The following is a 23,533-nucleotide window of genomic DNA, read 5'->3' on the forward strand; positions in this document are numbered from 1 at the left end:
ATGGCGTTCTTCCCGTTTTCGGGCTGGAAGGATTCCTTCTACGGTGATCTGCATGCGAACGGCAAGGACGGCGTGGAGTTCTACACCCGCAAGAAGGTGGTCACCGCCCGCTGGTAACCATTTGCAAAAAGAGTAATCCTTTATGGGAATAAGGGCTTACTCTTTTTTCTTTTAGCAAAACGAAAAGGAATTAAATTTACTTGAAATTAAAGAAAATTCTTAAGTTAAAAAGCAGTCTTATCATCAGTTCTTAGGGGAAACAAAGATGAAGGGGAGAAGTCATTAAAGGAGCGTATACTATTATGAGCAACAACCACGATATGGATGAGCTGCTGCAGCAGTTGGAAGAGGACTATGTTCAAGCCGTGAAAAGCAATGAAAGCAAAAATATTGAGGACTTTGTTGAACAGTTTTTGTATGATTCCTGGGCATACAACGAAAATAATATAGAAAATATCAAGAGTGTTTTAAGCCGTTACACGAGAAATGAGATTTATAGGGCTACGTTCAGCGGTTCATTTAACGAAATGGTCGAGCATCTGCAGCAAAAATTGAAGCAGCTTGACCAAAGCGGAAAGTATCCCGTCGTTCACACAAATAACGGAGCTTCCGTGCTGGTAGCTTTTGTGGATGGCTTGGTTATCCAATACTATGTAGGAATTTATAGTGTCAGCCAGTTAAGAAGCATGACGCCTTTTTTCAAGCGCCTTATCCTTGAAGCTCTAAAGGTGGAAGCCGAAACGAAGAAATAGGAAAAGCCACGGCGTCTGCAGCCATGGCTTTTGTACAGGGAATATGTCCACTGAAGTGTAAACATTGGCGCTGGTTAAAACTATTTGCCGGTAAAATAAAAAGGAGCAGAAGGCATCTGCTGTGTATATGTTTGAATACGAACCTGAGCGCCAGCGGGACACGAGAGCAGCGGCTCCCCAATCCGGTGATTTCCTGCAGCCGGGTATTTTAATTGGAGCCAAACGGGCCACGGGGATTATGGGAGTAGGAGCTGTTCTGATTCTTATCATCCTGGGAGAGGCTTTGTTTGGCTTCGTCTTTCGTTTTCTTCACCTCCTGTACAGCTTCCTTTCCTTCCTTTTGCACAGTATCCTCAATCTCTTCGCTGGCTTCTTTGGCGGTCTCAACGATTGTCTTCGATTCCTGCTGAATCTGTTGAAGCTGCTGAATGAGGTCTCTGCCGTATTTTTCATAAACTGTCTGCATCTGAACACCTGTCGTTTTAATGAGCTCCAGGGAGCGCTGGAGTCCGTTTTTTACTTCTTTCTTATCAATGCCTTCACCGGCCTCCCGGGCACGGACCCCTAAGTTTTTATTTTCGCCGGTTTCTTTTTCTGAACTGGATGATTTCACTGTAAACCAGGCAATGCCGCTTCCGACAATTACTGTGGACAAAATCGCAATCGGAATGATGTTTTGTTTAGCCATATTCGTCATGGGTACCCTCCTTTTAAATTTAAGATCTACAGGTGATTAATCCGGTGATAAATAAGGAAGAGAAGTGCCTCTCTTCCTTATCGGCGAAAATTATAAAACAGGCTGAGCTTCAAGTTCAGAGAATTACTGTCTCTGTTTATTTCTTATCCATGTCTGGCAGGGTGTTGTGCATATATTCAGGAGCAGGCTTCAGTTCAGGCTTGCCGCCATGGGCCTTTGGCTCGGATACATATTCAAAGGACTGGCCGTCCGGTGCTTTGTCTTTCAGCCAGTTGAGATTTGCGCTCTGCTCCCCTTCCGAGAAGTTCATCAGCTGATGGGAAAACTCGGTTGCTTCCCATTGGGCAGGTACGGTCGACGGTGCCGTGAAGCCTTCTTTCTGCTCGAGTTCTTTAATCGCTGCGGCCCACTGGTTCTGGTGCATCGTGTCCCGGGCGAGTAAGAAGGAAAGCATCTGACGGACACCTTTATCTTCGGTCATTTCATACAAACGGGCTACCTGAACGCGTCCCTGCGATTCGGCATTAAGGTTGGCCCGGAAATCACTGAGCACATTGCCGCTCGCAATAATATAGCCGGCGTTCCAGGGGACACCGTCACTGTCTTTAGGCACGGCGCCAAGACCTGAAACGATCGCATGCTGCGGGTTCATGTCCCCCATAATGGATTCGACAATGGGATTTTTCGCTGCTTCTTCCTGTTCTTCCACAGGCGCGTCATCGAGCAGCTGGGCGATCATCGTCGCGATCATTTCGATATGGCCAAATTCTTCCGTGCCGGTATCCATCAACAAATCTTTATACTGCTCGTTGCCACGGGTGTTCCAGCCCTGGAACATGTACTGCATCGCGACAGAGATTTCACCGAACTGGCCGCCGAGAATCTCCTGCAGCTTTTTGGCATAGACGGGATCCGGACGATCTGGTTTCGCGTGAAATTGCAGCTCTTTACGGTGAAAAAACATAAATGAATAACTCCTTTTTGTAGTAAATAGTTAGTTTGTCCAATTAGGTGTGTATCGTCCAATTTATGAATAAAACAACATACCGCCCTGACGCTTGGTGGCCCGGCCTTCTTTCCAAAATCATAAAAAAAGAGCCAGAAAAAGGAGGCGTCTCCCTTCTCTGGCTCATAACTCAGCTTTTTATCTGGTTATTCCCGCCATGCAATATATTGTACTGCTTATGTTATAGCCAATAAGTGAAAGGTTTAAACGTAGAGGTACCATTTATTTTAAAAGCTTGCAGAATTATTAGGGCTGCGAAGATTTTTATAAGCCAGGTGGAAGTATGCTAATATAAATATGCTGTTTTTATAAATGGTTTAATACGGGAGGCAGAGGAAGGCGGGGAAAAATGAAGCTTGAAACATTTACGTTGGGACAGATATTTGAAACAGATACATATAGGGTGACGAAGGAGGACGTTCTGCGGTTTGCGCGTGAATTTGACCCGCAGTATATGCATATAGATGAAGAGAAGGCCGCAGCAGGAAGATTCAACGGTATTATTGCCTCGGGCATTCACACGATCAGCATCACATTTAAACTCTGGGTAGAGACAGGGATGTACGGAGACGATGTTGTAGCCGGTACGGAAATGAATCACATTAAATTCATGAAGCCGGTGTATCCGGGAGACGAACTGCGGGCATATGCCGAAGTGACGAAGATAGAAGCAAAAAGAGAAACGGAAGGTATTCTTACGGTGATGCTCACAACATACAATCAAAAAAATACGAAGGTATTTGAAAGCGAATTGTCGGCCCTGATTAAACGTTAATACCGTATACAAAAAGCCAGCCCGTTGTCATAAAGGGCTGGCTTTATCGTATTTACTGTGAGCTGCCTCCTTCGGCAAATTCACGAAGCCGCTTCAAGTGGATTGGGGCATCCATCTGGTCATCAACGTTCATTTCAATGAAATGGAGTGTGTCTTTCCGGTCGATCCGTGCAACAGCCTCCCCGAAGTCAGCAGAGGTGGAAACGCTTATCGTTTCAGCGTCCGGGTAAAAGCTTTTTACAAGCTGAATGTAGTCCCAGCGCGGTATATCATTGTAGCGGGCGTGCGTATTTTCGGTATTCAAATAACGTTCTACAGTGTAGCCGTCATTGTTTAAAAAGAAAATCAACGGCTTCAGATTCTGTTCGGCCATTGCGCTCAGCTCCTGGGCTGTCAGCTGAAACGACCCGTCCCCGATAAATAAAAGCACACGCCGCTCCGGAGCTGCAAGCTGGGCCCCGAAAGCTGCCGGAAGGGCGTATCCGATGCTCTGCCAAGAGCCCTGGGAAATAAACAGCGTATTCTCAGGAAGACGTACATGCGGCATGCCGTAGGAAAAGGTGCCGGTTTCAACGACAACAATATCCTCGGGCCGGAGCATTTTTTGAATAATAGGGTAGTACGTTTCCGCCAGCAGCCTTTCAGAATAATTTTCGGACGGGAAATCATAGAAGGACGGAAAATACCCTGGTTTTTCAAATGTACGGCACTCCATCAAGGTAAGGGCATCAATTACTTCTTCGACCGCGGTGTTGTAACGGGCTTTGTTTTGAATGGAAATATCCCGCGGCTGGATGTCAATCCGCTTTTCCACCGGGAGATCAGCGGTGAATTTCGCCATGTTAAAGTCGGATTCAAGCAGGCCGGCAGTAATAATTAAATCGGCATTTTCTACGTAATCACGCACCTGCTGGCTGCCAAAGGCACCGCCGTATATGCCGATATACAGCGGGTGCTGCTCATCAAATCCGCTTTTTCCCTGCATCATCTGGGCTACTGGCATATTTAAGTGCTCCGCCAGCTGTAAAATAATATTCTCCATATGGTAGCGGGACGTAAAAATATCCACAAGCAGCACTGCTTTTTCTGCCTGATCGATTGTTTCTTTCATCAGCTGGGCTGTTTCCTGAACCACCAGCTCGTCGCTCATATAAGAGAGCTCCTGCTGCACGCCCGGCATTTCAATGGAGGTGGCTGCCACGTCCTGAGGAACGTCAATATAGACCGGCTTTCGTTCGCGGATAGCGGAAGCGATCGCTTTCGGAATTTCTGCGGCGGCGTTTTCAGCAGTGATTTTCACTGCGTAGCAGGTGATTTCCTTATGCATACGAAGAAATACCGAGTAGTCGCCGTCCATCAAGGTATGATGGGCTTTAACACCATTTTCCTGCATGGAAGAAGCCGGGGACCCGACAATTTGAATTAAAGGGATGTGTTCACTGTAGGCGCCGGCGACAGCGTTTGAAGCGCTCAATTCCCCGACACCAAACGTGGTGATCAAGGCGCTGAGCCCTTTGACATGCGCATACCCATCAGCGGCGTAGCCGGCATTCAACTCATTCCGGTTATCGACAAAGCGTATGCCGCTGTAAGCTTCGAGTTCATCCAGCAGGGCGAAGTTATAGTCGCCCGGTACGCCGAATATTTCTGTAATGCCTTCTTTTTCAAGGCAGTCGAATAAAAAGGAACTGACTGTTTGTTGTGCTGCCATAATGTACCTCCTGAACTGGATAATAGTAGGCTGTTCCCGTATTAGCAGGAATTTAGACATAAACCAGGAGGACAATTGTTTGCAGCAGTGAATAAATACAGAAGAACCGCGCTTTTACAATGTGGTAATAATCGGCCCGTCCTTAGTAAGAATAATTGTATGCTCGTATTGAGCCACAAAACTGTTATCAGTCAAAAGCGTCCATCCATCGTCAGACTGGAAAACCTCTTCTTCAGATGTAGAGATAAAAGGCTCAAAGGCAATGACCGTACCGTCCTTTAAAATTTCATCGTCCCAGCGGGAGAAGTAGCTGAAAATATGCTCCGGCGGCTCATGAATCGAGCGCCCAATACCGTGGCCGGTAAGATTTTTGATAACAGTCAATCCGTGCTTTTTAGCCACATTGTGTACAGCTTTTCCGAGAGCGCTTTTTTTCGATCCCGGCTTTGCCTTCTCAAGGCCCGCGTCAAACGCTTCTTTCGCAGCATCGCAAATTTTCTGTAAAACTGGTTCAGCATTACCGACCACAAAGGAAACTCCAGTATCGGCGAAATAACCGTTTTTTGAGCCCGAGACATCAATATTGACAAGATCGCCTTCCTGAATGGTCCGCTCGCCCGGAATTCCGTGCGCGACTTCTTCATTGATGCTGATGCACGTCTGCCCGGGAAAATCGTACACTCCCTTTGGGGCAGATTGAGCTCCTGATTGTTCAAAAAGCTCTTCTGCAATACCATCGAGTTCCTTTGTTGTGATCCCCGGCTCAGCTGCCTGGACTAATTTGTCGCGAATCGCTCCGCAAATTTCACCAATTTCCCGTAATCCCTGAAAATCTTCTTCTGTTTTTGCAATCATTGTGTATCCTCACTTTTTAAGCATTTTATGATGATCATTTCATTTAGATTCTATCATAAAAAATTTAAGGGGAAGCTGTCTGCGTGATGAAAATGTGTTCATTGTTTGGGCGGCTTCTTTTTCGTGAATAAATACTAATAAGAAAGGACGTGATTGGTTGAACCGTCTACAATACGAAAAATCGCCCTATCTCCAGCAGCATAAAAGCAATCCGGTGGACTGGTATCCATGGGGAACGGAGGCTTTTGAGAAAGCAGAAGCAGAAAATAAACCTTTAATGGTGTCCATTGGCTACTCGACTTGTCACTGGTGTCATGTAATGGAAAAGGAGAGTTTTGAAAACGCAGAAGTGGCAGCGGTCTTAAATGAAAAGTTTGTTCCGGTGAAGGTGGACCGGGAGGAGCGCCCGGACGTGGATGCCATCTACATGTCAGCATGCCAGGCCATGAACGGTCACGGGGGCTGGCCGCTGAATGTCTTCATTACACCGGATCAGAAGCCTTTTTATGCGGCGACCTATATTCCGCGGAATCAAATGGGAAGCATGCCCGGGATTATGGATGTTCTTAGCCAGCTTTCAGATATTTACCGGGACGATCCTGAACGGGTGGCGCAGGTGGGAGATGATATTTCCAAAGCACTCGAGCCACGGGCTGTTGAAACGAGACAGCTGAATATCAATAACGTGCATGCAGCGTTCCGCGCCTTTACGCAGCAGTTTGATTCCTCCTACGGAGGGTTCGGTTCTGCACCGAAATTCCCAAGCCCGCATATCGTGATGTACCTGCTGCATTACTATCATCAGTTTGAAAGTGAGGGTGCGCTGTACATGGCCACCTCGACGCTCGATGCGATGGCTTCAGGAGGCATCAGAGATCATATTGGCGGTGGATTTTCCCGGTACGCCACGGATGAGGCGTGGCTTGTGCCCCATTTTGAAAAAATGCTGTACGACAACGCGCTGCTTTTGATGGCCTATACGGAAGCCTACCAGCTGACGGGTGAGACAAGATACAAAGAAGTGGTGGAGGAAATTATTGAGTACGTCCATCGGGATCTTACGCATGAACAAGGAGCGTTTTTCTGCGGAGAAGATGCCGACAGCGAAGGGGAAGAAGGCAAATTTTACGTCTGGACCCCGGAAGAGATTGAAGACGTGCTCGGGGAAGAGCGGGGCGAACAGTTTGCGATTGAGTACGGTATCGACCCCGCCGGAAACTTTGAAGGAAAAAGCATACCCAACCGGATCAACCGCCCGACGGCCGGGTGGAGCGATGCCGAACGCCGCGAGGCGCTGCAGGCCTTATATGAACATCGGGAAAAGCGTGTGCGTCCGTTCCGGGATGAAAAAATACTTACGTCCTGGAATGGCTGGATGATTGCCTCGATGGCTAAAGCAGGGCGGGTGTTCCAGGAGGAGGAATGGACGGAATATGCTGAGCAGGCGTACCGTTTTATTGAAACCCGGCTTCAGGATCAAAATGGCCGGTTCAAAGCCCGCTGGAAGGATGGCGACGTGCAGTATGATGCGTACGTGGATGATTATGCCAATATGATCTGGGCAAGCACAGAGCTTTACGCCTCGACGTGGAAGCCGGAGTATATTGAGAAAACGGCCGCCTGGGCAGAAACAATGATTGAGTACTACTACGATCAGGAAAACGGTGGGTTCTTTCTGACCGCCTCCGACGGCGAATCACTTCTGTTCCGGCCGAAGGAAGCGTTTGACGGAGCCGCACCTTCTGGAAACAGCGTAGCTGCGGTACAGCTGATGAGGCTTGCCCGTCTTGCCGGCAATATGGAATTTGAACGAACAGCCGAAAAAACGTGGGAAGCTTTTTCGGCTTCGATCGAACAGGTGCCGACTGCTTTTGGGCATCTCATGCAGGGGCTGGTTCTTTTTCACGGAGACAGAAAGGAAGTAGTCATCCGGCCTGCGCAGGATGACGAAGCGTTTCGGGTGAAAACCTACATTCAGCGTGCGTTTCATCCGGAAGTGACGAGCGTGGTCGCCGAAGATGGCACTGATCTCAGCCGGGCGGCTCCGTTTGTAGAGGATTATCCGGTGCAGGACGGAAAGACCACCATTTATGTCTGCCGGGACTTTTCCTGCCATGCGCCTGTACACAGTACGGAAAGCATGAAATATTTATTCGGCGTGAAGCAGGGCGAACAATGACAATTATTACGGTGGAAGCAGAAAACAACGCGTGGATTCCGGATCTGTCCGAACGTCTTAAGCGTTATTTTCCCGAGGCAAAGCTGATCGAACGTCTTGATGAGATTCCTGAGGACCCGTGGGAGTGGGTCGAGGCCGAACGACTGCGGAACCGGGAGGCAAAGCAGTGGGAAGAGGAAGGCGTACCGGTAATCGTGGAAGGAGACGTGCTGGCGCCGTTTATGAAGGCCTGGATGCACTATTTCCGCAACCCCTGGCCGGAGCTTTATGAGCTCGACGATTACTACCGCAAGCGTCTGCAGGATTTTCGGCTTCATCTGTCACAGCGGTATGTATTCATCCAGCAGGAGGAAAAGAAAAAATGGCGGTGGCCGAAGCGGAAATCTCCGCTTGAAGAAGAGAAGGAAGCCAAATACCGGTACTATAATGGAATGAAGTCGCATACACCCGAGTTGATCGACCTGGTGGCATACGACTGGCTCGGGACGTATCCTGAATACCTTGAACAGCACTGGCCGGCAGAACATCCCAAACGGGAGTGGCCGATGCATCTGTATGAGTTTATGATTTATTTTGCAGCGAATCAGCGGGCGTGACAAAAGTCGCTCCCGTTTTTTCTATCTTTATTTAAAGCGTGATATAATAGCATAAGTATGCAATGAAGGGTTCTGACAACATGAGTGCCATTGTGGAATTTGTTTTAATCGCAGTAATTATTTTTACCGGAAGTTTTATTCAGGGCGTCAGCGGCTTTGGTTTCGGGCTGTTCGTGATGAGCTTCGTGCCGTTTTTCTTTACGCTGCAGTTCAGCTCACTCCTCGTTATTTCTCTGTCGGTTATCACCGCACTGAGCATTATAGGCAAGGTGTATAAGCATATCCAGTGGGCGCAGCTCGGATATCTGCTTGCAGCTACCGCAGCAGGAAGGTTTGCAGCTTTTTTTATACTACATAACTTTGGGGAAATGGACATTCTAAAAAAAGTACTCGGCCTTGTGCTTCTCGGTATGGTCGTGTATACCTTTGCCCAAAAACCGGAGAAAAAACTGCGGCCAGTGTCGAAAATGGTTCCCCTGACGCTTGGCTTTTGCGGTGGGCTGGTAGGGGGAGTGTTTGGCGTTGGCGGTCCTTTTTTTGTTGTTTATTTTCTATTAACGACAGCAAACAAATATCATTACACAGCAAACCTGCAGATTACATTTCTAATCGGAAGTCTTTTCACTGTCCTTGCCCACGCGGGTGCCGGCGACTTTTCGGGGGAACTGCTGCTTTATATTCCGATAGGAATCGTGTGCGTGCTGCTTGGCACAAGAATTGGCATCCGCTATTTCGAAAAGCTGCCGCAAAAGCACATTCGTACACTCACGGCCGTTATTATTGGCCTGGCAGGCCTCAATATGCTGTTTTTTGCTTAAAACTAAAATGGAAAGGAGGAGTCCCTGATGCCGAGGCAGCGAACAATTGACCGCAGAACGCTTTTTCAGGAGACGGAAAAGTTAATCATGGACGAAGGTTACCATTCGTTTCATTTCAAAGCCCTGTCGGAGCGCCTCGGAGTGGCGAGAAGCACCATTTACAACTATTACGCTAAAAAAGAAGAATTAGTGACGGCCTATATGCTCGACAAGCTGGAGCAGGTATTTGCCCAGCTCGATGAAGCCGACCTGCAGACAGACTTTTCAGTACGGATGAAGGCTTATATCCGGGTGTGGGTGCAGCAGGCATCGGTTCATCAGGCCTTTGATATTTTCCCGGTCATGGACCACCATGCTTCAGCCCAGGTGGAAATAAACGTAGAGCAGCTCCAGCAGTACCTGGGCCGACTCGGGAGCCGGGCGTATACACTGATCGAAGCCGGCAAAAGGGAAGGAGCCATCCGCGGCGATCTTCCTACGCATGGAATCACGCGGATGCTGATGGTGGCCGTGCAGGCGCCGGATCCGTCCCTGAGCGAGGAGGAATGGGTGGAGACTATTTATAATATTTTCTTGAACGGCATCAAGCACCCATAAATAATTTTTAAATTTAAATGACACTAGTGTCATTTTCGTTCAAAACAAAGTATACTGGGGATACTGATAATGGGGGGAGAAACGTGAAAAAAATAATTGCAAAACCGAAGCTGATTTTATTGTTTATTGTAATGCTTGTTATCGTCGGTACGCTGTCTTTTTTCCAGCTGCCACAAAAAGAAATTCCATCAACAAATCCACCGGTGGGACAGGTGACTACGGTGTACCCCGGAGCCTCGGCCGAAGAAGTGGAAACGACGGTCACGAACCAGCTTGAAGAAGAGCTTGATAACGAATCGGCCACAGTATCGATTTCTTCGGTCTCTTCGCCCGGGCTGTCGTCCATCACTGTAGAGCTTGATGAGAACACTGAGAATCCGGAGCAGGTGTGGAACAGTCTCGAGCAGAGGCTGTCGCAGGTAAGCGCCTCGTTTCCGGATGATGCAGAAGAGCCGACCATCAACAGTGAACTGAGCCAGCAGGGACTCGCTATCTATCAGCTGACGGTAGAGGAAGAATCGGTTCCGGAGGCGGTACAGCTGATTGAGGGCTGGGAGCAGCGGTTCACCGGGATACCTGACATCGATAGTCTGGAAATCACTGGCGACGTGGAGCGTGAACTGCAGGTCCGTCTCGACAGTGAAGCACTGGAGGAGGAAGGGCTGCAGTCCGGCCAGGTTATCGGGGCGCTCTCTTCGGCCTCGGAAGTCGTTCCGCCCGGTGAATGGCAGCGGGATGGAGAGCTGTATCAGGTAGAGCTTGAAGCACTTGAAAACACGGAAGACTGGGAAAACGTTGAAATAAGTTCGGGGCAGCAGAGTAATGGTGAAAGCATCATGCTTGGCGATGTTGCAACAGTAGAAAACACATACGCTCCTAGAGAGGAACAGGTGGAGTATAATCAGCAGTCGGCCCTGTCGGTAACATTCTTTCTCGCGGAAAACGCGAGCGTGCCACAGGCGCAAAGCAATTTAGATGAAGTGATAGCGGATTTTGAACAGCAGCTGCCTGAAGGGATGGAGCTGACCCAGCTCTATACGCAGGGCGAGGTCGTGGAGGATTTATTTTCAAGTCTGGCGATATCGTTTGTAGTGGCATTTGTATCAGTATTAATCGTATGCTCCATCGGTCTGCGGATCCGGACCGCGCTGTCGGTAGCCATATCGATCCCGGCGGCGCTTGCGATCGGGATGATTCCTCTTCCGTTTACGGATGTCGGCTTGAATCAAATTTCTTTAATTGCTTTTATTATTTCGCTCGGGATTCTTGTGGATGATGCGATTGTTGTAAATGACAACATTGACCGCCGGCTCCGGATGGGCGACAGTCCAATTGACGCAGCCAGCAACGGGGTGCGGGAAGTGCTTGTCTCGGTTATCGTATCGACGCTTGCCGTCGTATTCACTTTTTTCCCACTTTTATTTCTTCCGGGCGCGGCTGGTTCATTTATCCGACCGCTGCCTGTAGTACTGATTACGGTATTGATTTCGTCTACGCTGCTTGCGATCTTTTTTATCCCTATTTACCGGGGCATTGTAGAAAAAAGAAGAAAAAAGAAGGACAAGCGCCCGTCGCCGGGCTTTCTGGGCGCGTTTCTTGACCGCTCAGCGAGATGGTACAGCAAACGCGTGCTGACGCGTGTCGTGAAGCGACCGGTTATTGTGTCGCTTACCGGCCTGATACTCGGAAGCTCGGCATTTGCACTCGTACCTTACACACCGCTCGAATTTTTCCCGGATACGGAACGGGAGGAAGTATTTATCGAAGCCTCTGTGCCGGAAAATACCCCGCTTGAAGAAACGGAAGCCGAGGCGGAAGAAGTCAGCAGATGGTTGGAGGGACGAGAAGGAGTAACGTCGGTATCTTCATATGCAGGGACGGAAATTCCTACCGTATTTTCGGGTGGATCGGGAAGCGGCGCTGCCGGGCCGAATGATATGAATTTTCTCGTTTACGTAAACCCTGAAGAAATTCCAGCGAGGGAAGGAAGCGAAATATGGCCGGGAGAGATTCGAAACACCTTTGACAACGTTGAAGCCCAGGGGTCGATCGTCGAATCCGGTCCTCCGGTGGGAGCCCCGATTGCAGTCGAACTCTCCGGAGAAGAAACGGATGAACTGTTTTCTGCTGCAGCGGAGGTTGAATCGTTGTTTGCAGAAACAGAAGGTGTTGACTTAGCGGTTTCGAACGCCAATCAGGACATAAATGAGTGGCGGTTCGAGCAGGACAGGGAAGCCCTGGAGGGTACAGGTGTAACCAACGAGGCCATAAGTACAGAACTCCGCCTGCTCGGGGAAGGATTGCCGTTTGGCCAGTGGAATGCGGATAATGAAGTTGTGCCGGTCCAGATAATGTATGATAACGGGGAGCAGGTGACAAACAGCGACCTGGACCAAATCATTATGGCCAGAGACGAAGGCGGGGAAGCAGTCACGTTAAATGACCTGGGACAGGGCGCAGAAGAGACGACGACTTCCGCCATCCCGCACGAAAACACGGAGCGTACCATTACGATCCGGGCTTATCCGGGAGATGCTTCCGAGGACGAGATTTTAGAAGCGGCCGGGGATTCTCTCGAATCAATTGAAAATGAATACGGCGGCGTCAACGTCCAGGTAGGGGGCGAAACGTCCGAGCGAAATGATGTTTTTATTGATATTGGACAGATATTCATTGTAGTGGTTTTCCTGCTGCTCATATTGTTTGCGCTGCAGTTCTACTCCCTGCGTATTCCGTTTATCGTTTTGAGTGCAGTGTATGTGGCAATCGCGGGGGTCATTCTCGGTTTGTTCCTTACCCAGACAGGACTCGGATTCATGTCGATGATGGGGGCAGTCAGCCTCGCCGGTATCGTCGTACGGAACGCGGTCGTTATGATAGAATTTATGGAACAGCGCATACGGAGAGGTGAAGGCGTGAAAGAAGCCGTCGTAGCAGCCGGGGAAGAAAGGTTCCGGCCGATTCTTTTGACAAGTCTGACGTCGATTGCCGGCCTTCTTCCGATCGCTCTTGGGGACAATCCGCTTTTTCAGCCGCTCGGAACAGCGATTGTGACCGGCCTTGTCTTTTCCACAGTGCTGACGCTTTTATTGGTGCCGGCGCTGTATACTTGGAAAACGGAAAGCGACCAAAAACGACGCGTACGAAAATCTAAGAAATAAGGTGAATGGCATTGAAACAGCTCGCGATTATTCCCTGTGGAGCGAAAAAAGCCTGGGACACGGAGCCGGATCTCGGGCCGCTTCCTGTAAAGCACGTGTACCAGAGTACGTTTCATCAGCTGTGCCGGGCTTACGCAGAGGCATTCACTGACCAGTGGGTCGTGCTCTCCGGCAAACACGGTTTTATGTATCCGCAGGAGCTTATTGATACAAATTACGATGTTACATTTGGAAAAAGACAGCAGGAGGAGGCCTCATGGTCTTTCTGTATGCGGCAGTGGCAGGAAAAGCAGATGAATGAGTACGACCGGTATGTAGTACTGCTCGGCAAAAAATACGACCCGGTCGTCACCAGGATACTGCCGATGGAAAGAACCGTTTTCCCGCTCCGGGAATACCGCGGGATGGGATACATGCAGCAGGCGTTAAAGCAGGCGGTAGCAAGTCACCGCCCGCTGCCCCTTCATGCCCGGGAAGAAGAGTCATGATGGAAACGGTCCTGTTTTTTCTGACAGCAGCGGTCGTGTTAACGGCGCTTACGTATACCCCCATGCTCGGCACCTATCTATCGTTGTTTCAAACAATGGTGCACGAAAATGGGCATGCCTTCATGGCGATTGCCACCGGCGGGAAAGTGCGGTCGATCTCTTTATTTTATACGAGGGAAGGGCTTGCTGAAACCGGCTATAAAGGGAAGCTTGGCCAGGCGCTTACAACCTTCGCCGGTTACCCTTTTGCAAGCGGGATGGCTCTTCTTTACAGCTGGATATTTACTTCCGGATGGTACAGCGGACTCATGATTGGCCTCGTAGGCCTGCTCATTTGGAACACGCTTCTCTGGGTGCGTAACCCTGCCGGAATTATCTGGGGACTGGCAGCTTCAGGTGGAGGCTTGTATCTGCTCATTGAAAATATGGTCATGCTTATGATGTGGATTATGTTCATCCTCGGCTTACTGCTGGTTATTCAGTCGGTCCGGTCGGCCTGGATTATTCTGCAGCGGAGTCTGAAGGCTCCGGCGGATGCCGGAGATGCTACCGGGATGCACCGGGTAAGCCGCATCCCCGCGCAGGTATGGGGCGTGCTCTTTTTTACACTGGCGCTTGCTGCCGCATGGTTTTCAGCTGGTTTTTGGCTGCAGTGGGACAGTACCGCATTGATTCATGGGGAAAACGCTTAGTCGTTTTCTCTTTTTTTATATGCAGAAATGGGCGGCATTTACAGCCCGAAGCTGTTTGTATAAAAAGGAATACTTTAAAACCGGAAGCATACTTTGAAGTGAAAATGGGAAGAGTTGAAGAGAGAAAAAGAGTTTTTTTAGAAATGAGGGAGAGCGAGTGACCGAGACCATCAATCCGAGTCAAAAAGTATTAGCTTCAGTTGATAAGCTGTGGGAAGAGGAAATAGAGTTTTTACAGACGATCGCCCGGTTTCCGAGCACGATCGAATATGAAGGATCGCTTCAATTATACTTAAAGAATTTTTTTCAGAACGAGCTGCAGATGGACGTGGAAACAGTGGATGTCGATGAAAAAGAAATCAGCTCTCTTCCGGGCTACTCCCCAAGTGAGTGGTCCTACGCGGGCCGGCCGGTAGTAGTGGCGAAAGCACCGCGCAATTCCCGGGAGTCTGAAGGCAGCAGTCTGCTGTTTCAGGGCCATGTGGACGTTGTAAGTCCGGAACCAAAGCACAAATGGAGCGTGGATCCGTGGGGGGCACAGCGAATTGGAGACCGTCTTTACGGACGCGGGGTGCTCGACATGAAAAGCGGCGTTGCGGCAATGATTTATGCCTATAAAGCCATACGGGAGGCAGGCTACGAACCGGCATCTGATTTTTCCATCAAAACAGTTATCGAAGAAGAAGCGACAGGCAACGGGACGCTCGCTGCAGCGAACGCCGGGCATCTGGCCGATGCCGTTCTCATTCCGGAACCGTTCGGGCAGTGTCCGTCCACCGCCCAGCTCGGAAGCATCTGGCTCCGCATTCATATTGATACGAGCAGCAACCTCCAGTCGGATCAGACCGGTGTCGGAGCGAATGCCATCGAAAAAGCGCAGAGCGTGATTGAGGCTCTGCAGAGCTACCGGGAATACGTCAACCGGGATGAACAAAAGCCGCCGGAATTTGCCCATATGGAAGAACCGATAGACGTGGAGGTGGGAACGATGCACAGCGGGGACTTTGCCTCCAATATTCCTGTAGAAGCCACACTTGAGGTGCGGTCTGCGGTTTATCCGGGGAAAGATCCGGCCGAAGGCAAACAGGATTTAATCGACTGGATTCTGGATAAAACGAAAGATGATGAGTGGCTCCGTGAGCATCCCCCGGCCTTTGAATCCTTCGGCTTTCATGCGGAGGGGATGGTGATGCCCGAGGAAGACCCGCTGTTTGCCAAACTCGATGAAGCCCATGAACTGGTGACCGGAAAACAATGCGGCAGACAGGCGATTCCGGTAACGACGGATGCCCGGTATTACGGCCTTTATTATGATACTCCGGTTACATGCTATGGACCATCAGGTGCAAAAATGCACGAACCGGATGAATGGGTGGACCTTGAAAGTGTAAAAAACGTAACGAAGGTGTACGCAGACTTTTTAATCCGCTGGTGCGGCATTTATAAAAAGGAAGGGGAAAGCTGATGAGCTATTCGCGTGCCTTGATTGTGATTGACTACACGATGGACTTTGTGGCAGAGGAGGGGGCACTCACCTGCGGGGAGCCGGGACAGAAAATCGAAAGTGCCATTTATCAATTAATTGAAACGTATCAGGCCGCCGGTGATTTTGTCGTATTTGCGCTCGACCGCCATGAAGAAGGGGACGATTATCATCCGGAAACGAAGCTGTTTCCTCCCCACAACATAGCTGATACAAAGGGAAGGGATCTGTATCGAAGCATTCAGAGCCTGTATGAATCTATACGACACCAGCCGAATGTTTGGCAGGTGGACAAAACAAGGTATAGTGCATTTGCAGGAACAAACCTGGAACTAAAATTAAGGGAACGGGGTATTACTGAGCTTCACCTTGCGGGGGTCTGTACCGACATCTGCATTCTTCATACAGCAGTGGATGCCTACAATAAAGGCTTTGATATCGTCATTCATCAGGACGCTGTAGCAAGCTTTGACGAAGCAGGACACGCGTTTGCGCTAAAACACGCAGAAAACATTTTAGGGGCATCAGTCCGATAGAAAGGAAGAACATCATGACCGGACAAAACAACCAGGGACCGCTCGGCGTTGTGCATCAGCAGATCGCTGAAGCGTCCCGGCTTATTCAACTGCCAAACACTGTAGAGACAATACTGAAATACCCGAAAAGAAAAGTGGAGGTCCAGTTCCCGGTGGAAATGGACGACGGACATACTCAGATGTTTACCGGTTACCGCACGCAGCACAATGATGTGCTCGGTCCGGTAAAGGGCGGGCTTCGCTTTCATCCACAGACAGATGAAGAGGAAACGGAGGCGCTGGCCGCCTGGATGACGTTTAAGTGTGCGCTTGTGCAGATTCCACACGGCGGAGCAAAGGGAGGGGTCGTCTGTGATCCTTCCATGCTGAGTGACCGGGAGCTTCGCCAGGTAAGCAGAGGCTACACTGAGGCACTGTTTGACCTTCTTGGACCCAATAAAGATGTGCCGGCCCCGGATGTGTATACGGATCCGAAGATCATGAGCGTCATGATGGATACGTATTCCCGGATGGCCGGCGGTCACGAGCCCGGTGTTATCACCGGCAAGCCGCCTCTTGTCGGCGGTTCAAAAGCAAGGGAATCAGCAACGGCCCAAGGCGCTGTGTACATTATCGAAAAAATGCTTGAGCAGGAAAACAAACGTGCCGAAGATGTACGTGTAGCCGTTCAGGGTTTTGGCAACGCCGGACAGATCGCCGCGAGACTGCTGTACGATTTAGGATGTAAAATTGTGAGTGTCAGCGATTCCAAAGCCGCCCTTTATGAAAAGAACGGTCTTGATATTCCGAGAGCCCAGCAGGCAAAAGCGGGGGAGAACGGCCTTCAGGATTACGGAGAAAACAATATGCTGGAAAATACCATGGATATTCTTTATACTGATACTGATATTTTGATACCGGCTGCCATGGAAGGCGTTATTACAGAAGAGAATGCTGGCCGGATAAAAGCCCCGAAAATTATGGAGCTTGCAAACGGACCGACGACACCGGAAGCCGATCATATTTTAAAGGACCAGGGGCAGGCAGTATACCCGGATATTTTAGTGAATGCCGGTGGTGTTATCGTGTCGTATCTGGAATCCGTTCAGAACCACATGAACTACTATTGGTCTGAAGATGTGATTAATGAACGGATGAAGGCATTTATACTCGAAGCATACGAACAAACGGAAAAATCAGCCTACGAACACAAGACGACCAACAGAAACGGTGCCATGATTTTTGCCATGGACCGGCTGCAGGAAGCTATGAAGTATCGGGGCTGGATCTAAAAAATTAACAAATTCTGCATGAATCTATAGTCACAGGGGCTCCAACAAGATAAAATGCTAGTGTGAGCTTTTCCGGAAACGGGAAGGAAAACTGTTAAGAGTTCTAGGAGGGATTAGATGGATTGGTCAAAAGAATTTGATTTTCATAAAAACGACACAGAAGACAGTACAGCAGAAAAAATGAAACGTATCAGCAAGTGTATTGATAAGCTCTGGGGAGATTTCGACGAAATATTAATGGAAATTGTGGAACAGGGCGAGCTGGAAAAAGAAGACTACAGAAAACGGTTCAGGGATGAAACGTTCACCATTGAACTTCTGGAGTCTGAATTAAAAGGATCCGTCAGCGGTCACTTTGACCGTAATATCGATGTCATGGTTGATTTGACACTGGATGAACCTAAAAAGAAATCGCTCAGCCAGGTGTTCCTTCCAAACGATAAACTGTATCTGATCGACACGCGCAGCAACCAATGGGTAATTGCCGAAGCCGGAAAAAAGCCAAAAGATTGCACAAAGCTTGAGAAAAAACATATAGAGCAGATATTTGCCCACATGCTCCGTGAATATAAAGTAACGAAATAACAAAACAGCACAAAGCATCCAACTTGATGGTTGGGTGCTTTCTTTCATCAGGTGCTTTCGAAAGGAAATCTTGACAACAGGCATATTTACACGTATTCTTACATTTGGCTTTGTTCGTTGCAGTAAAAACCCATGTATTCATATTAATTCACATAAGCCCTAGTAGCTCAGGGGAAGAGCAACAGCCTCCTAAGCTGTAGGTCGCAGGTTCGAATCCTGCCTAGGGCGCCATAATATATAAGTAACCCCCGGGCCGGCGCCCGGGGGTTTGTTGTTTAATCCGGGTTCGTTATAAAAGTTGCCTTAGAGAAAATATGTGTCTAATAGTGAAAAAGATTTGAAATGCGCGAACGCATGGATTAAAATTAAATTAAAGATTCTGACAAAAAACGGGAAGGGAGTTAAAATGATTATTATTATTTTATCCCTGATGTTGTTTGCCGTGCTCACTTATCTTTTTTATGGCCTGTGGACCACTAATACAGACACAAAAGAAAACAGGCAGCTGTGTTCCCTGTTATACGGAAGCTCGCTGCTTGCGCTTGTACTATTAAATACATCCATGCTGTTATAAAACTTCGCCCTGGCGGAGTTTTTTTGTATTTCGTAGGGCTAAGCTCATAAATAAACGAAAATGATTAAACCCTGTATCATCTTTGAGGTGTATAATATAGGGTAATAACTAGAGCTTATATAAAATAAATGGATCTGCGGCAGGGGGCTGCAGTCATATCATTATTTATCATATGAAACACAATTGGAGTGGGGGACATGGGGAAATTTTATACAATTATTACGGTGGTCGGTATGGGGATTGCCGGTCTGTTCGGATACCATTGGTATGATACAGAATCGAGCATTCAGACGATTCAGATGCACGAAGAAGTCAATAGCTTATCAAAAGAAACAAACGTGTCTTCGGGATCATCTTCCGTTTCGTCCAACAGCAGTGGGGAAGTGCGTTTCTTTGGTATCAGTGAAAGATATATTCTGTCTCAAAAAACGCAGAAAAATAATTAAAATAAATCTGCTGTAACTGCAGCTGTCTGTTCTGCTTTACTGGAAGAAAGTATGAAAAGCCGGTTCGAACGCCTTTCTGTTTTTTTAGAGAAAACGTTAATGGTTGATTTTCAAAGCCCGTAATGTGAGTATATAATTAAGACAAGCTTAGACTGCAGATGGGGTTTATGAAAAGCAGGCGAAAAAGCAGAAGAGAACGATAATAACCGACAGTAGGGCATCGGCCGGGACCTGCTCTCAAAGAGCGGGTTTTGTACGGTTATGTGCAGGGAGGAAAGATATTTTGACTTCAATTATAGCGCACCGGGGGGCTTCAGACCGCCGCCCGGAAAACACCATGTCGGCTTTCCGTCAGGCTGTTACAGACGGGGCGGATGCAATTGAAACAGACGTACAGCTGTCAAAAGACGGGGTTCCGGTACTGATCCATGATACGCTGTTGAAAAGAACGACTGGCGCTTCCGGAAGTGTTCATGAATATACATACAGAGAACTGCAGGATTTAAGCGCCGGGGCGTGGATGCATAAACGATACCGGAAGGAAAAAATCGTCAGTTTGGAACGTCTGCTGCAGGAAACAAGCACTGAAGAGACGAAGCTGGTGCTTGAATTAAAAAATTCCAATATTGCTCATAAAGGGCTTGAAGAAGCTGTAATTAACCTGCTGAATGACTATGAAAAAATACAATCAGCTACAGTATCAAGCTTTAACCACCGATCGATGGCCTATACACGGGAGCTGTCGGAAGAGGTCAATATCGCTATTCTTTACGCGGTACACCTGTACCGCCCATGTGAATACGCTAAAATCGTCGGGGCTACGGAGCTTCATCCTCATTACCGCACGATAGATAAATCCTGGATTGATGACGCTATTAACGCAGAGCTTGAAGTCATTCCTTATACTATTGATAAAAAAAGCGGGTGGAAAAAAGCAATAGATGCCGGCGTCACGGGAATTATTACAAATAAACCCAAGGCTCTCCAGCAGTATTTGCACCCCCCTGAACAAGCACCACCAGAAGAACCGGAGCCTACGGAACAAACAGAACCATCAAAACTATCAGCACCGTCGAATCAAAAGGAACCTTCCAAAGAATAAGGTTTCCTTTTTTTGCATCCATTTTAAATTTCATTTACCGAAATCGTTTTACTATGTATTAATTTATACAGTAAAAAAGCCGCCTTTTTATAAAGGGGCTTCTTAATTATGCATTATACTATGCGAAGGCAGCTGGTTTGCTAGAGCAGTCCTACTTTTTCGAGACCGCGCGCAATGCCGTCATCACCCACGTCGGCCGTGATATGGCGGGCATAGCTTTTAACCTCATCAGGGGCGTTACCCATGGCAACGCTGTTTGGTACATACTGAAGCATTTCTACATCATTGTAATTATCGCCAAAGGCATAGCAGTCCTCAAGCTTGATGCCGGCTTCAGCGATTAGGTTTTTGATGCCGTTTGCTTTAGATCCCCCTGGAGGAATAACATCGAGTGAATAAGGATGCCAGCGCACAAACCGCAGATCCTGCATCTGGTCTGCATAACGGCCACCCTCATCCTCCCGGGCAAACAGAAGTGCCTGGTAAATATTGTTCTGTTCTGCAAACGAAGCATCAAATTCCGGATGCTCTACGCCGAGTGTTGTAATACTTTCATGAATATCATGGTGAAACTCAATATTAGCTTTCATGGCACTGCTGCCCATAAATACAATCGGATGTCCTTTTTCAGAAGCGAAGGACTGCAGAGACTGAAGTGTGGTAGTGGGAATCGTATTTTGATAAATAGCATTTCCATTGTATTTCACAAATTGACCGTTAAATGAAATAAACGTGTGGATATCGAGTTCTTCCCGGAGATCGTCGAACAAATAAGGGGCTCTTCCGGTGGATATCGCGATGTCATGGCCTTTGCTCCGGAGCCTGTGGATAGCATCTCTGGTGGAAGCAGGCAGCTGTTTGTTTTCATCGTACAGTGTTCCGTCGATATCGAAAAAAATCATTTTTTTACTCATGTATGGGATCTCCTTTTCTACGCTTTTGCCCGTTTAGTATACTACAATCATCTGCGTTCTACCAATGCAGAGTCAAAAGGGATTAATAGTAATCATGAAGCAGTGGAGCCGGATGCTTTCTTTGCCTCCGGTGGTAGACAAGAGCATTAATTTCTCCGCCAATAACAAGAATCAGTCCAACGAGAAACAGCCACAGCATTAACACGATAACGCCGCCAAGGCTGCCGTACGTGGAGGCATAGTTGGCAAAGTTGTTGACATAAAAGGAAAACCCCAGCGAAATTACTTGCCAGAGCAGTGTCGCTGTCATTGCTCCCGGCAGAACAGACCAAAAAGGCATATTATTGTTCGGTGCAAGATGGTAGAGCATGGCGAGAATGACCGAAGTGATCGAAATAGTAATAAGCCAGCGCAGGAGCTGAACAAGAAAAACAGTATCCTCCGGGACATAAATAAATGATTGCACCGCTGACAAAATCAAATTGCCGAATACGGGAAGAAAGAGCGCGATAATAACGGAAAGCATTAATCCAAAGGTTAAACCGACAGACAACAGCCGCACCTTGAAAAAGGAGCGTGTTTCGGTAACATCATAAGCCCCGTTCACCGCCTTGATAAAAGCATTCAGCCCGTTGGAGGCTGTCCATATCGTGCCAATGACCCCGATGGTAAGCAGCCCGTTGCTCGAGCTGTTTATTGTATCTTCAATCGTATCCTGAAACAGGGAAGCAGCCTCTGCAGGGACGAACTGGTACAAAAGTGAAACAGCCCGGTCGGCATCGATATTAAAGTAGGGAAGAAGCGATAGAAACAAAATAAGCAGCGGAAAAATGGATAAAAGGTAATAAAATGCCTGCTGAGCAGCAAGGCCGGCAGCGTTATCCTTCATTAATTCTGAAAAAAGATTTTGAATAAAAGCAGTTATGCTTTTGATACTACCACTCCTTCGGACTGTTCTCCTGTCATTATACAAAAGGTTAGGGATAGAAAGGAAAAAACCTGTGCACAGCTGCTGCACAGGTTATGATCATTGGACCCCCGCAGCGGCCGGATCTTCTACTCAGTTTCTCCGAAAGAAGAGGCCGGGGCATCCTGTTCGATATATTGCTGGAATGTAACGAGATCCCGGAATTTACGCCCCTCCCATTTCCATTCGGCTTTGGAAGAAGAAGGGAATGAATTATCCTTCAGGGTAACATAGGTGCTGATATCTTCGGTGGCATCAATATAAAATCCATTAAACGTATTTCCTTTAAATTCGTTGTTAATGACGCTTAAATGCCGTATGGAGGACTGTATACGCAGTTGGGCGGAGTCCCGGCTGCCTTGCGCGTTTTCCCAGACATTCTTTGAAAAAGAAATACGGCTGATAGGGCGTTCGGCAGGTCCCTGAACCAGAGCCGTTCCGGCCGACGTTTGTTCCTGCCACACGTTGTTTTTAAACGAAAGATCCTCCGTTTCCGCAAAGGAGGTATTGCGGATAAATGTGCCAACCGAACCCCCACGGATAGTGTTATGTGAAAAAGCGATCGTATGGGCACCCTCGATAGCGATGCCCGGGCCGGGGCTTCCGCTCGAAGAATTGATAATATTGTTTTTTACGTTGCCCTCGGACGGCACACGGCCGTTCACTTCCCCGGGCACTGCCTGAAGGTCGAGAGAAGTTCCCGAAGCCTTTTCAAAGCGGTTATGGGAGACCGTAAACGATGTAATGTTGCCGAGGAGTGAAAAGGCGGGGGAATGCTTCCATCTTTCGACAGTGTTGCCGCTTATAATCGTGTCCTCGTGAATGCTGTCTGCGTCCGAACTGGCTATGTGGACTGCTGATCCAGGTTCTTCTTCCGCTTTTTGAGATGATAAAAAGCGGTTATCAAGTATTTGAAGGGCCCGGGTTTCTCCGGAGGAAGCGATCATAGAGGCCGTATTTTCCTGATGAAAGGTGAATTTTTTAATCGTTATGTATTCGGTATCTTTTAAAGAGAAAAACGGCTTTTCACCAGCTGCTTTTAAATCAACGTTTTCATTTTCAAACGGGCGGATGATAATGGGAAGCTGTTCTTCGCCCTGCTGGCTCACTTTCACGTTTTCGTGGTAGGTGCCTTCGCGTAAATAAATAGTATCTCCGGCTTCCGCGGTATCAGCAGCTTTTTGAACAGATTGAAAAGGCGCATCAATGGTGCCGTTTTGCTCATCATTTCCTGAAGGGGAGACAAATATTCCCTCATCGCTCTCTCCGGAATCAGCAGAAAAAGGAAGCATGCCGCATCCGCTTATAAATAGTAAGAAAAAAAGCAT

Annotated in this window: 23 protein-coding genes and 1 tRNA gene; 17 read left to right on the forward strand and 7 right to left on the reverse strand. The window is 48.2% G+C overall.

Going from position 1 to position 23,533, the window contains the following annotated elements; genetic code table 11:
• Positions 1-302: 302 nt before the first annotated feature.
• Positions 303-752: a hypothetical protein gene (locus BLV22_RS00005; protein ID WP_245723981.1), complete on the forward strand. Its 450-nt coding sequence runs from the start codon at positions 303-305 to the stop codon at positions 750-752.
• 208 nt (positions 753-960) lie between these two features.
• Here BLV22_RS00005 and BLV22_RS00010 read toward each other — a convergent pair whose 3' ends face one another.
• A complete protein-coding gene (locus tag BLV22_RS00010; RefSeq protein ID WP_091610002.1) occupies positions 961-1,449 on the reverse strand; it encodes a hypothetical protein in 489 nt (162 codons plus the stop codon).
• 136 nt (positions 1,450-1,585) lie between these two features.
• Complete coding sequence (locus tag BLV22_RS00015) at positions 1,586-2,413, reverse strand: manganese catalase (RefSeq protein ID WP_091610004.1); 828 nt, start codon at positions 2,411-2,413, stop codon at positions 1,586-1,588.
• Between the two features lie 391 nt (positions 2,414-2,804).
• Here BLV22_RS00015 and BLV22_RS00020 point away from each other — a divergent pair, with 391 nt between their 5' ends.
• The gene (locus tag BLV22_RS00020; protein WP_091610005.1) at positions 2,805-3,230 is read left to right on the forward strand and encodes a MaoC family dehydratase; all 426 of its coding nucleotides are present in this window, start codon (positions 2,805-2,807) and stop codon (positions 3,228-3,230) included.
• Between the two features lie 52 nt (positions 3,231-3,282).
• Here the strand turns inward: BLV22_RS00020 and BLV22_RS00025 are convergent, their stop codons facing one another.
• Positions 3,283-4,941, reverse strand: a complete 1,659-nt coding sequence (locus BLV22_RS00025; protein ID WP_091610007.1) for an alpha-keto acid decarboxylase family protein — start codon at positions 4,939-4,941, stop codon at positions 3,283-3,285.
• Between the two features lie 114 nt (positions 4,942-5,055).
• On the reverse strand, positions 5,056-5,796 hold the full coding sequence (gene map, locus BLV22_RS00030; RefSeq protein WP_091610009.1) for a type I methionyl aminopeptidase: 741 nt from the start codon (positions 5,794-5,796) through the stop codon (positions 5,056-5,058).
• Positions 5,797-5,953: 157 nt separating this feature from the next.
• On the opposite strand from map, the gene BLV22_RS00035 reads away from it, so the two are divergent.
• The 15 genes from BLV22_RS00035 (at position 5,954) to BLV22_RS00105 (ending at position 20,324) form a co-directional block, all read left to right on the forward strand.
• Positions 5,954-7,975, forward strand: a complete 2,022-nt coding sequence (locus BLV22_RS00035) for a thioredoxin domain-containing protein (RefSeq protein ID WP_245723982.1) — start codon at positions 5,954-5,956, stop codon at positions 7,973-7,975.
• Positions 7,972-8,571, forward strand: coding sequence for a hypothetical protein (locus BLV22_RS00040; RefSeq protein ID WP_091610013.1), 600 nt, complete (start codon positions 7,972-7,974; stop codon positions 8,569-8,571). The genes BLV22_RS00035 and BLV22_RS00040 overlap by 4 nt, the downstream gene beginning before the upstream one ends.
• An 80-nt stretch (positions 8,572-8,651) precedes the next feature.
• Positions 8,652-9,389, forward strand: a complete 738-nt coding sequence (locus tag BLV22_RS00045; protein ID WP_176967570.1) for a TSUP family transporter — start codon at positions 8,652-8,654, stop codon at positions 9,387-9,389.
• Positions 9,390-9,416: 27 nt separating this feature from the next.
• Positions 9,417-9,986 (forward strand): TetR/AcrR family transcriptional regulator, encoded by a 570-nt coding sequence (locus tag BLV22_RS00050; protein ID WP_091610017.1) that lies wholly within the window; start codon positions 9,417-9,419, stop codon positions 9,984-9,986.
• 83 nt (positions 9,987-10,069) lie between these two features.
• Positions 10,070-13,147, forward strand: coding sequence for an efflux RND transporter permease subunit (locus BLV22_RS00055; RefSeq protein ID WP_176967571.1), 3,078 nt, complete (start codon positions 10,070-10,072; stop codon positions 13,145-13,147).
• Positions 13,148-13,152: 5 nt separating this feature from the next.
• Positions 13,153-13,635, forward strand: a complete 483-nt coding sequence (locus BLV22_RS00060; RefSeq protein ID WP_245723983.1) for a DUF6884 domain-containing protein — start codon at positions 13,153-13,155, stop codon at positions 13,633-13,635.
• The gene (locus BLV22_RS00065) at positions 13,632-14,327 is read left to right on the forward strand and encodes a M50 family metallopeptidase (protein ID WP_091610021.1); all 696 of its coding nucleotides are present in this window, start codon (positions 13,632-13,634) and stop codon (positions 14,325-14,327) included. Before BLV22_RS00060 ends, BLV22_RS00065 begins: the two co-directional genes overlap by 4 nt.
• Positions 14,328-14,484: 157 nt before the next feature.
• A complete protein-coding gene (locus tag BLV22_RS00070; RefSeq protein WP_091610023.1) occupies positions 14,485-15,792 on the forward strand; it encodes an ArgE/DapE family deacylase in 1,308 nt (435 codons plus the stop codon).
• Positions 15,792-16,346: a cysteine hydrolase family protein gene (locus BLV22_RS00075; protein WP_091610025.1), complete on the forward strand. Its 555-nt coding sequence runs from the start codon at positions 15,792-15,794 to the stop codon at positions 16,344-16,346. Before BLV22_RS00070 ends, BLV22_RS00075 begins: the two co-directional genes overlap by 1 nt.
• 14 nt (positions 16,347-16,360) lie before the next feature.
• Positions 16,361-17,617 (forward strand): Glu/Leu/Phe/Val family dehydrogenase, encoded by a 1,257-nt coding sequence (locus BLV22_RS00080; protein WP_091610027.1) that lies wholly within the window; start codon positions 16,361-16,363, stop codon positions 17,615-17,617.
• Positions 17,618-17,734: 117 nt separating this feature from the next.
• The gene (locus BLV22_RS00085; protein ID WP_091610029.1) at positions 17,735-18,202 is read left to right on the forward strand and encodes a hypothetical protein; all 468 of its coding nucleotides are present in this window, start codon (positions 17,735-17,737) and stop codon (positions 18,200-18,202) included.
• A gap of 156 nt (positions 18,203-18,358) precedes the next feature.
• Positions 18,359-18,433, forward strand: a tRNA-Arg gene (locus tag BLV22_RS00090).
• 175 nt (positions 18,434-18,608) lie between these two features.
• Positions 18,609-18,776 carry a hypothetical protein gene (locus BLV22_RS14860; protein WP_176967572.1) on the forward strand — a complete coding sequence of 56 codons (168 nt, stop codon included), beginning with the start codon at positions 18,609-18,611 and terminating at the stop codon, positions 18,774-18,776.
• A 197-nt stretch (positions 18,777-18,973) separates the two neighbouring features.
• Positions 18,974-19,222, forward strand: coding sequence for a hypothetical protein (locus tag BLV22_RS00100; protein ID WP_091610032.1), 249 nt, complete (start codon positions 18,974-18,976; stop codon positions 19,220-19,222).
• A gap of 283 nt (positions 19,223-19,505) precedes the next feature.
• On the forward strand, positions 19,506-20,324 hold the full coding sequence (locus BLV22_RS00105; RefSeq protein ID WP_091610034.1) for a glycerophosphodiester phosphodiesterase: 819 nt from the start codon (positions 19,506-19,508) through the stop codon (positions 20,322-20,324).
• Positions 20,325-20,464: 140 nt separating this feature from the next.
• On the opposite strand, the gene BLV22_RS00110 is transcribed toward BLV22_RS00105, so the two are convergent.
• The 3 genes from BLV22_RS00110 to BLV22_RS00120 all read right to left on the reverse strand — a co-directional run bounded on the left by BLV22_RS00110 (position 20,465) and on the right by BLV22_RS00120 (position 23,497).
• Positions 20,465-21,238 carry a Cof-type HAD-IIB family hydrolase gene (locus BLV22_RS00110; protein ID WP_091610035.1) on the reverse strand — a complete coding sequence of 258 codons (774 nt, stop codon included), beginning with the start codon at positions 21,236-21,238 and terminating at the stop codon, positions 20,465-20,467.
• Positions 21,239-21,320: 82 nt separating this feature from the next.
• Complete coding sequence (locus BLV22_RS00115) at positions 21,321-22,211, reverse strand: YihY/virulence factor BrkB family protein (protein WP_342706667.1); 891 nt, start codon at positions 22,209-22,211, stop codon at positions 21,321-21,323.
• Positions 22,212-22,294: 83 nt separating this feature from the next.
• Positions 22,295-23,497: a DUF1565 domain-containing protein gene (locus tag BLV22_RS00120; protein ID WP_176967573.1), complete on the reverse strand. Its 1,203-nt coding sequence runs from the start codon at positions 23,495-23,497 to the stop codon at positions 22,295-22,297.
• Positions 23,498-23,533: the final 36 nt, after the last annotated feature.

The sequence above is a fragment of the Marinococcus luteus genome (genome assembly GCF_900106595.1).
Lineage (GTDB): Bacteria > Bacillota > Bacilli > Bacillales > Marinococcaceae > Marinococcus > Marinococcus luteus.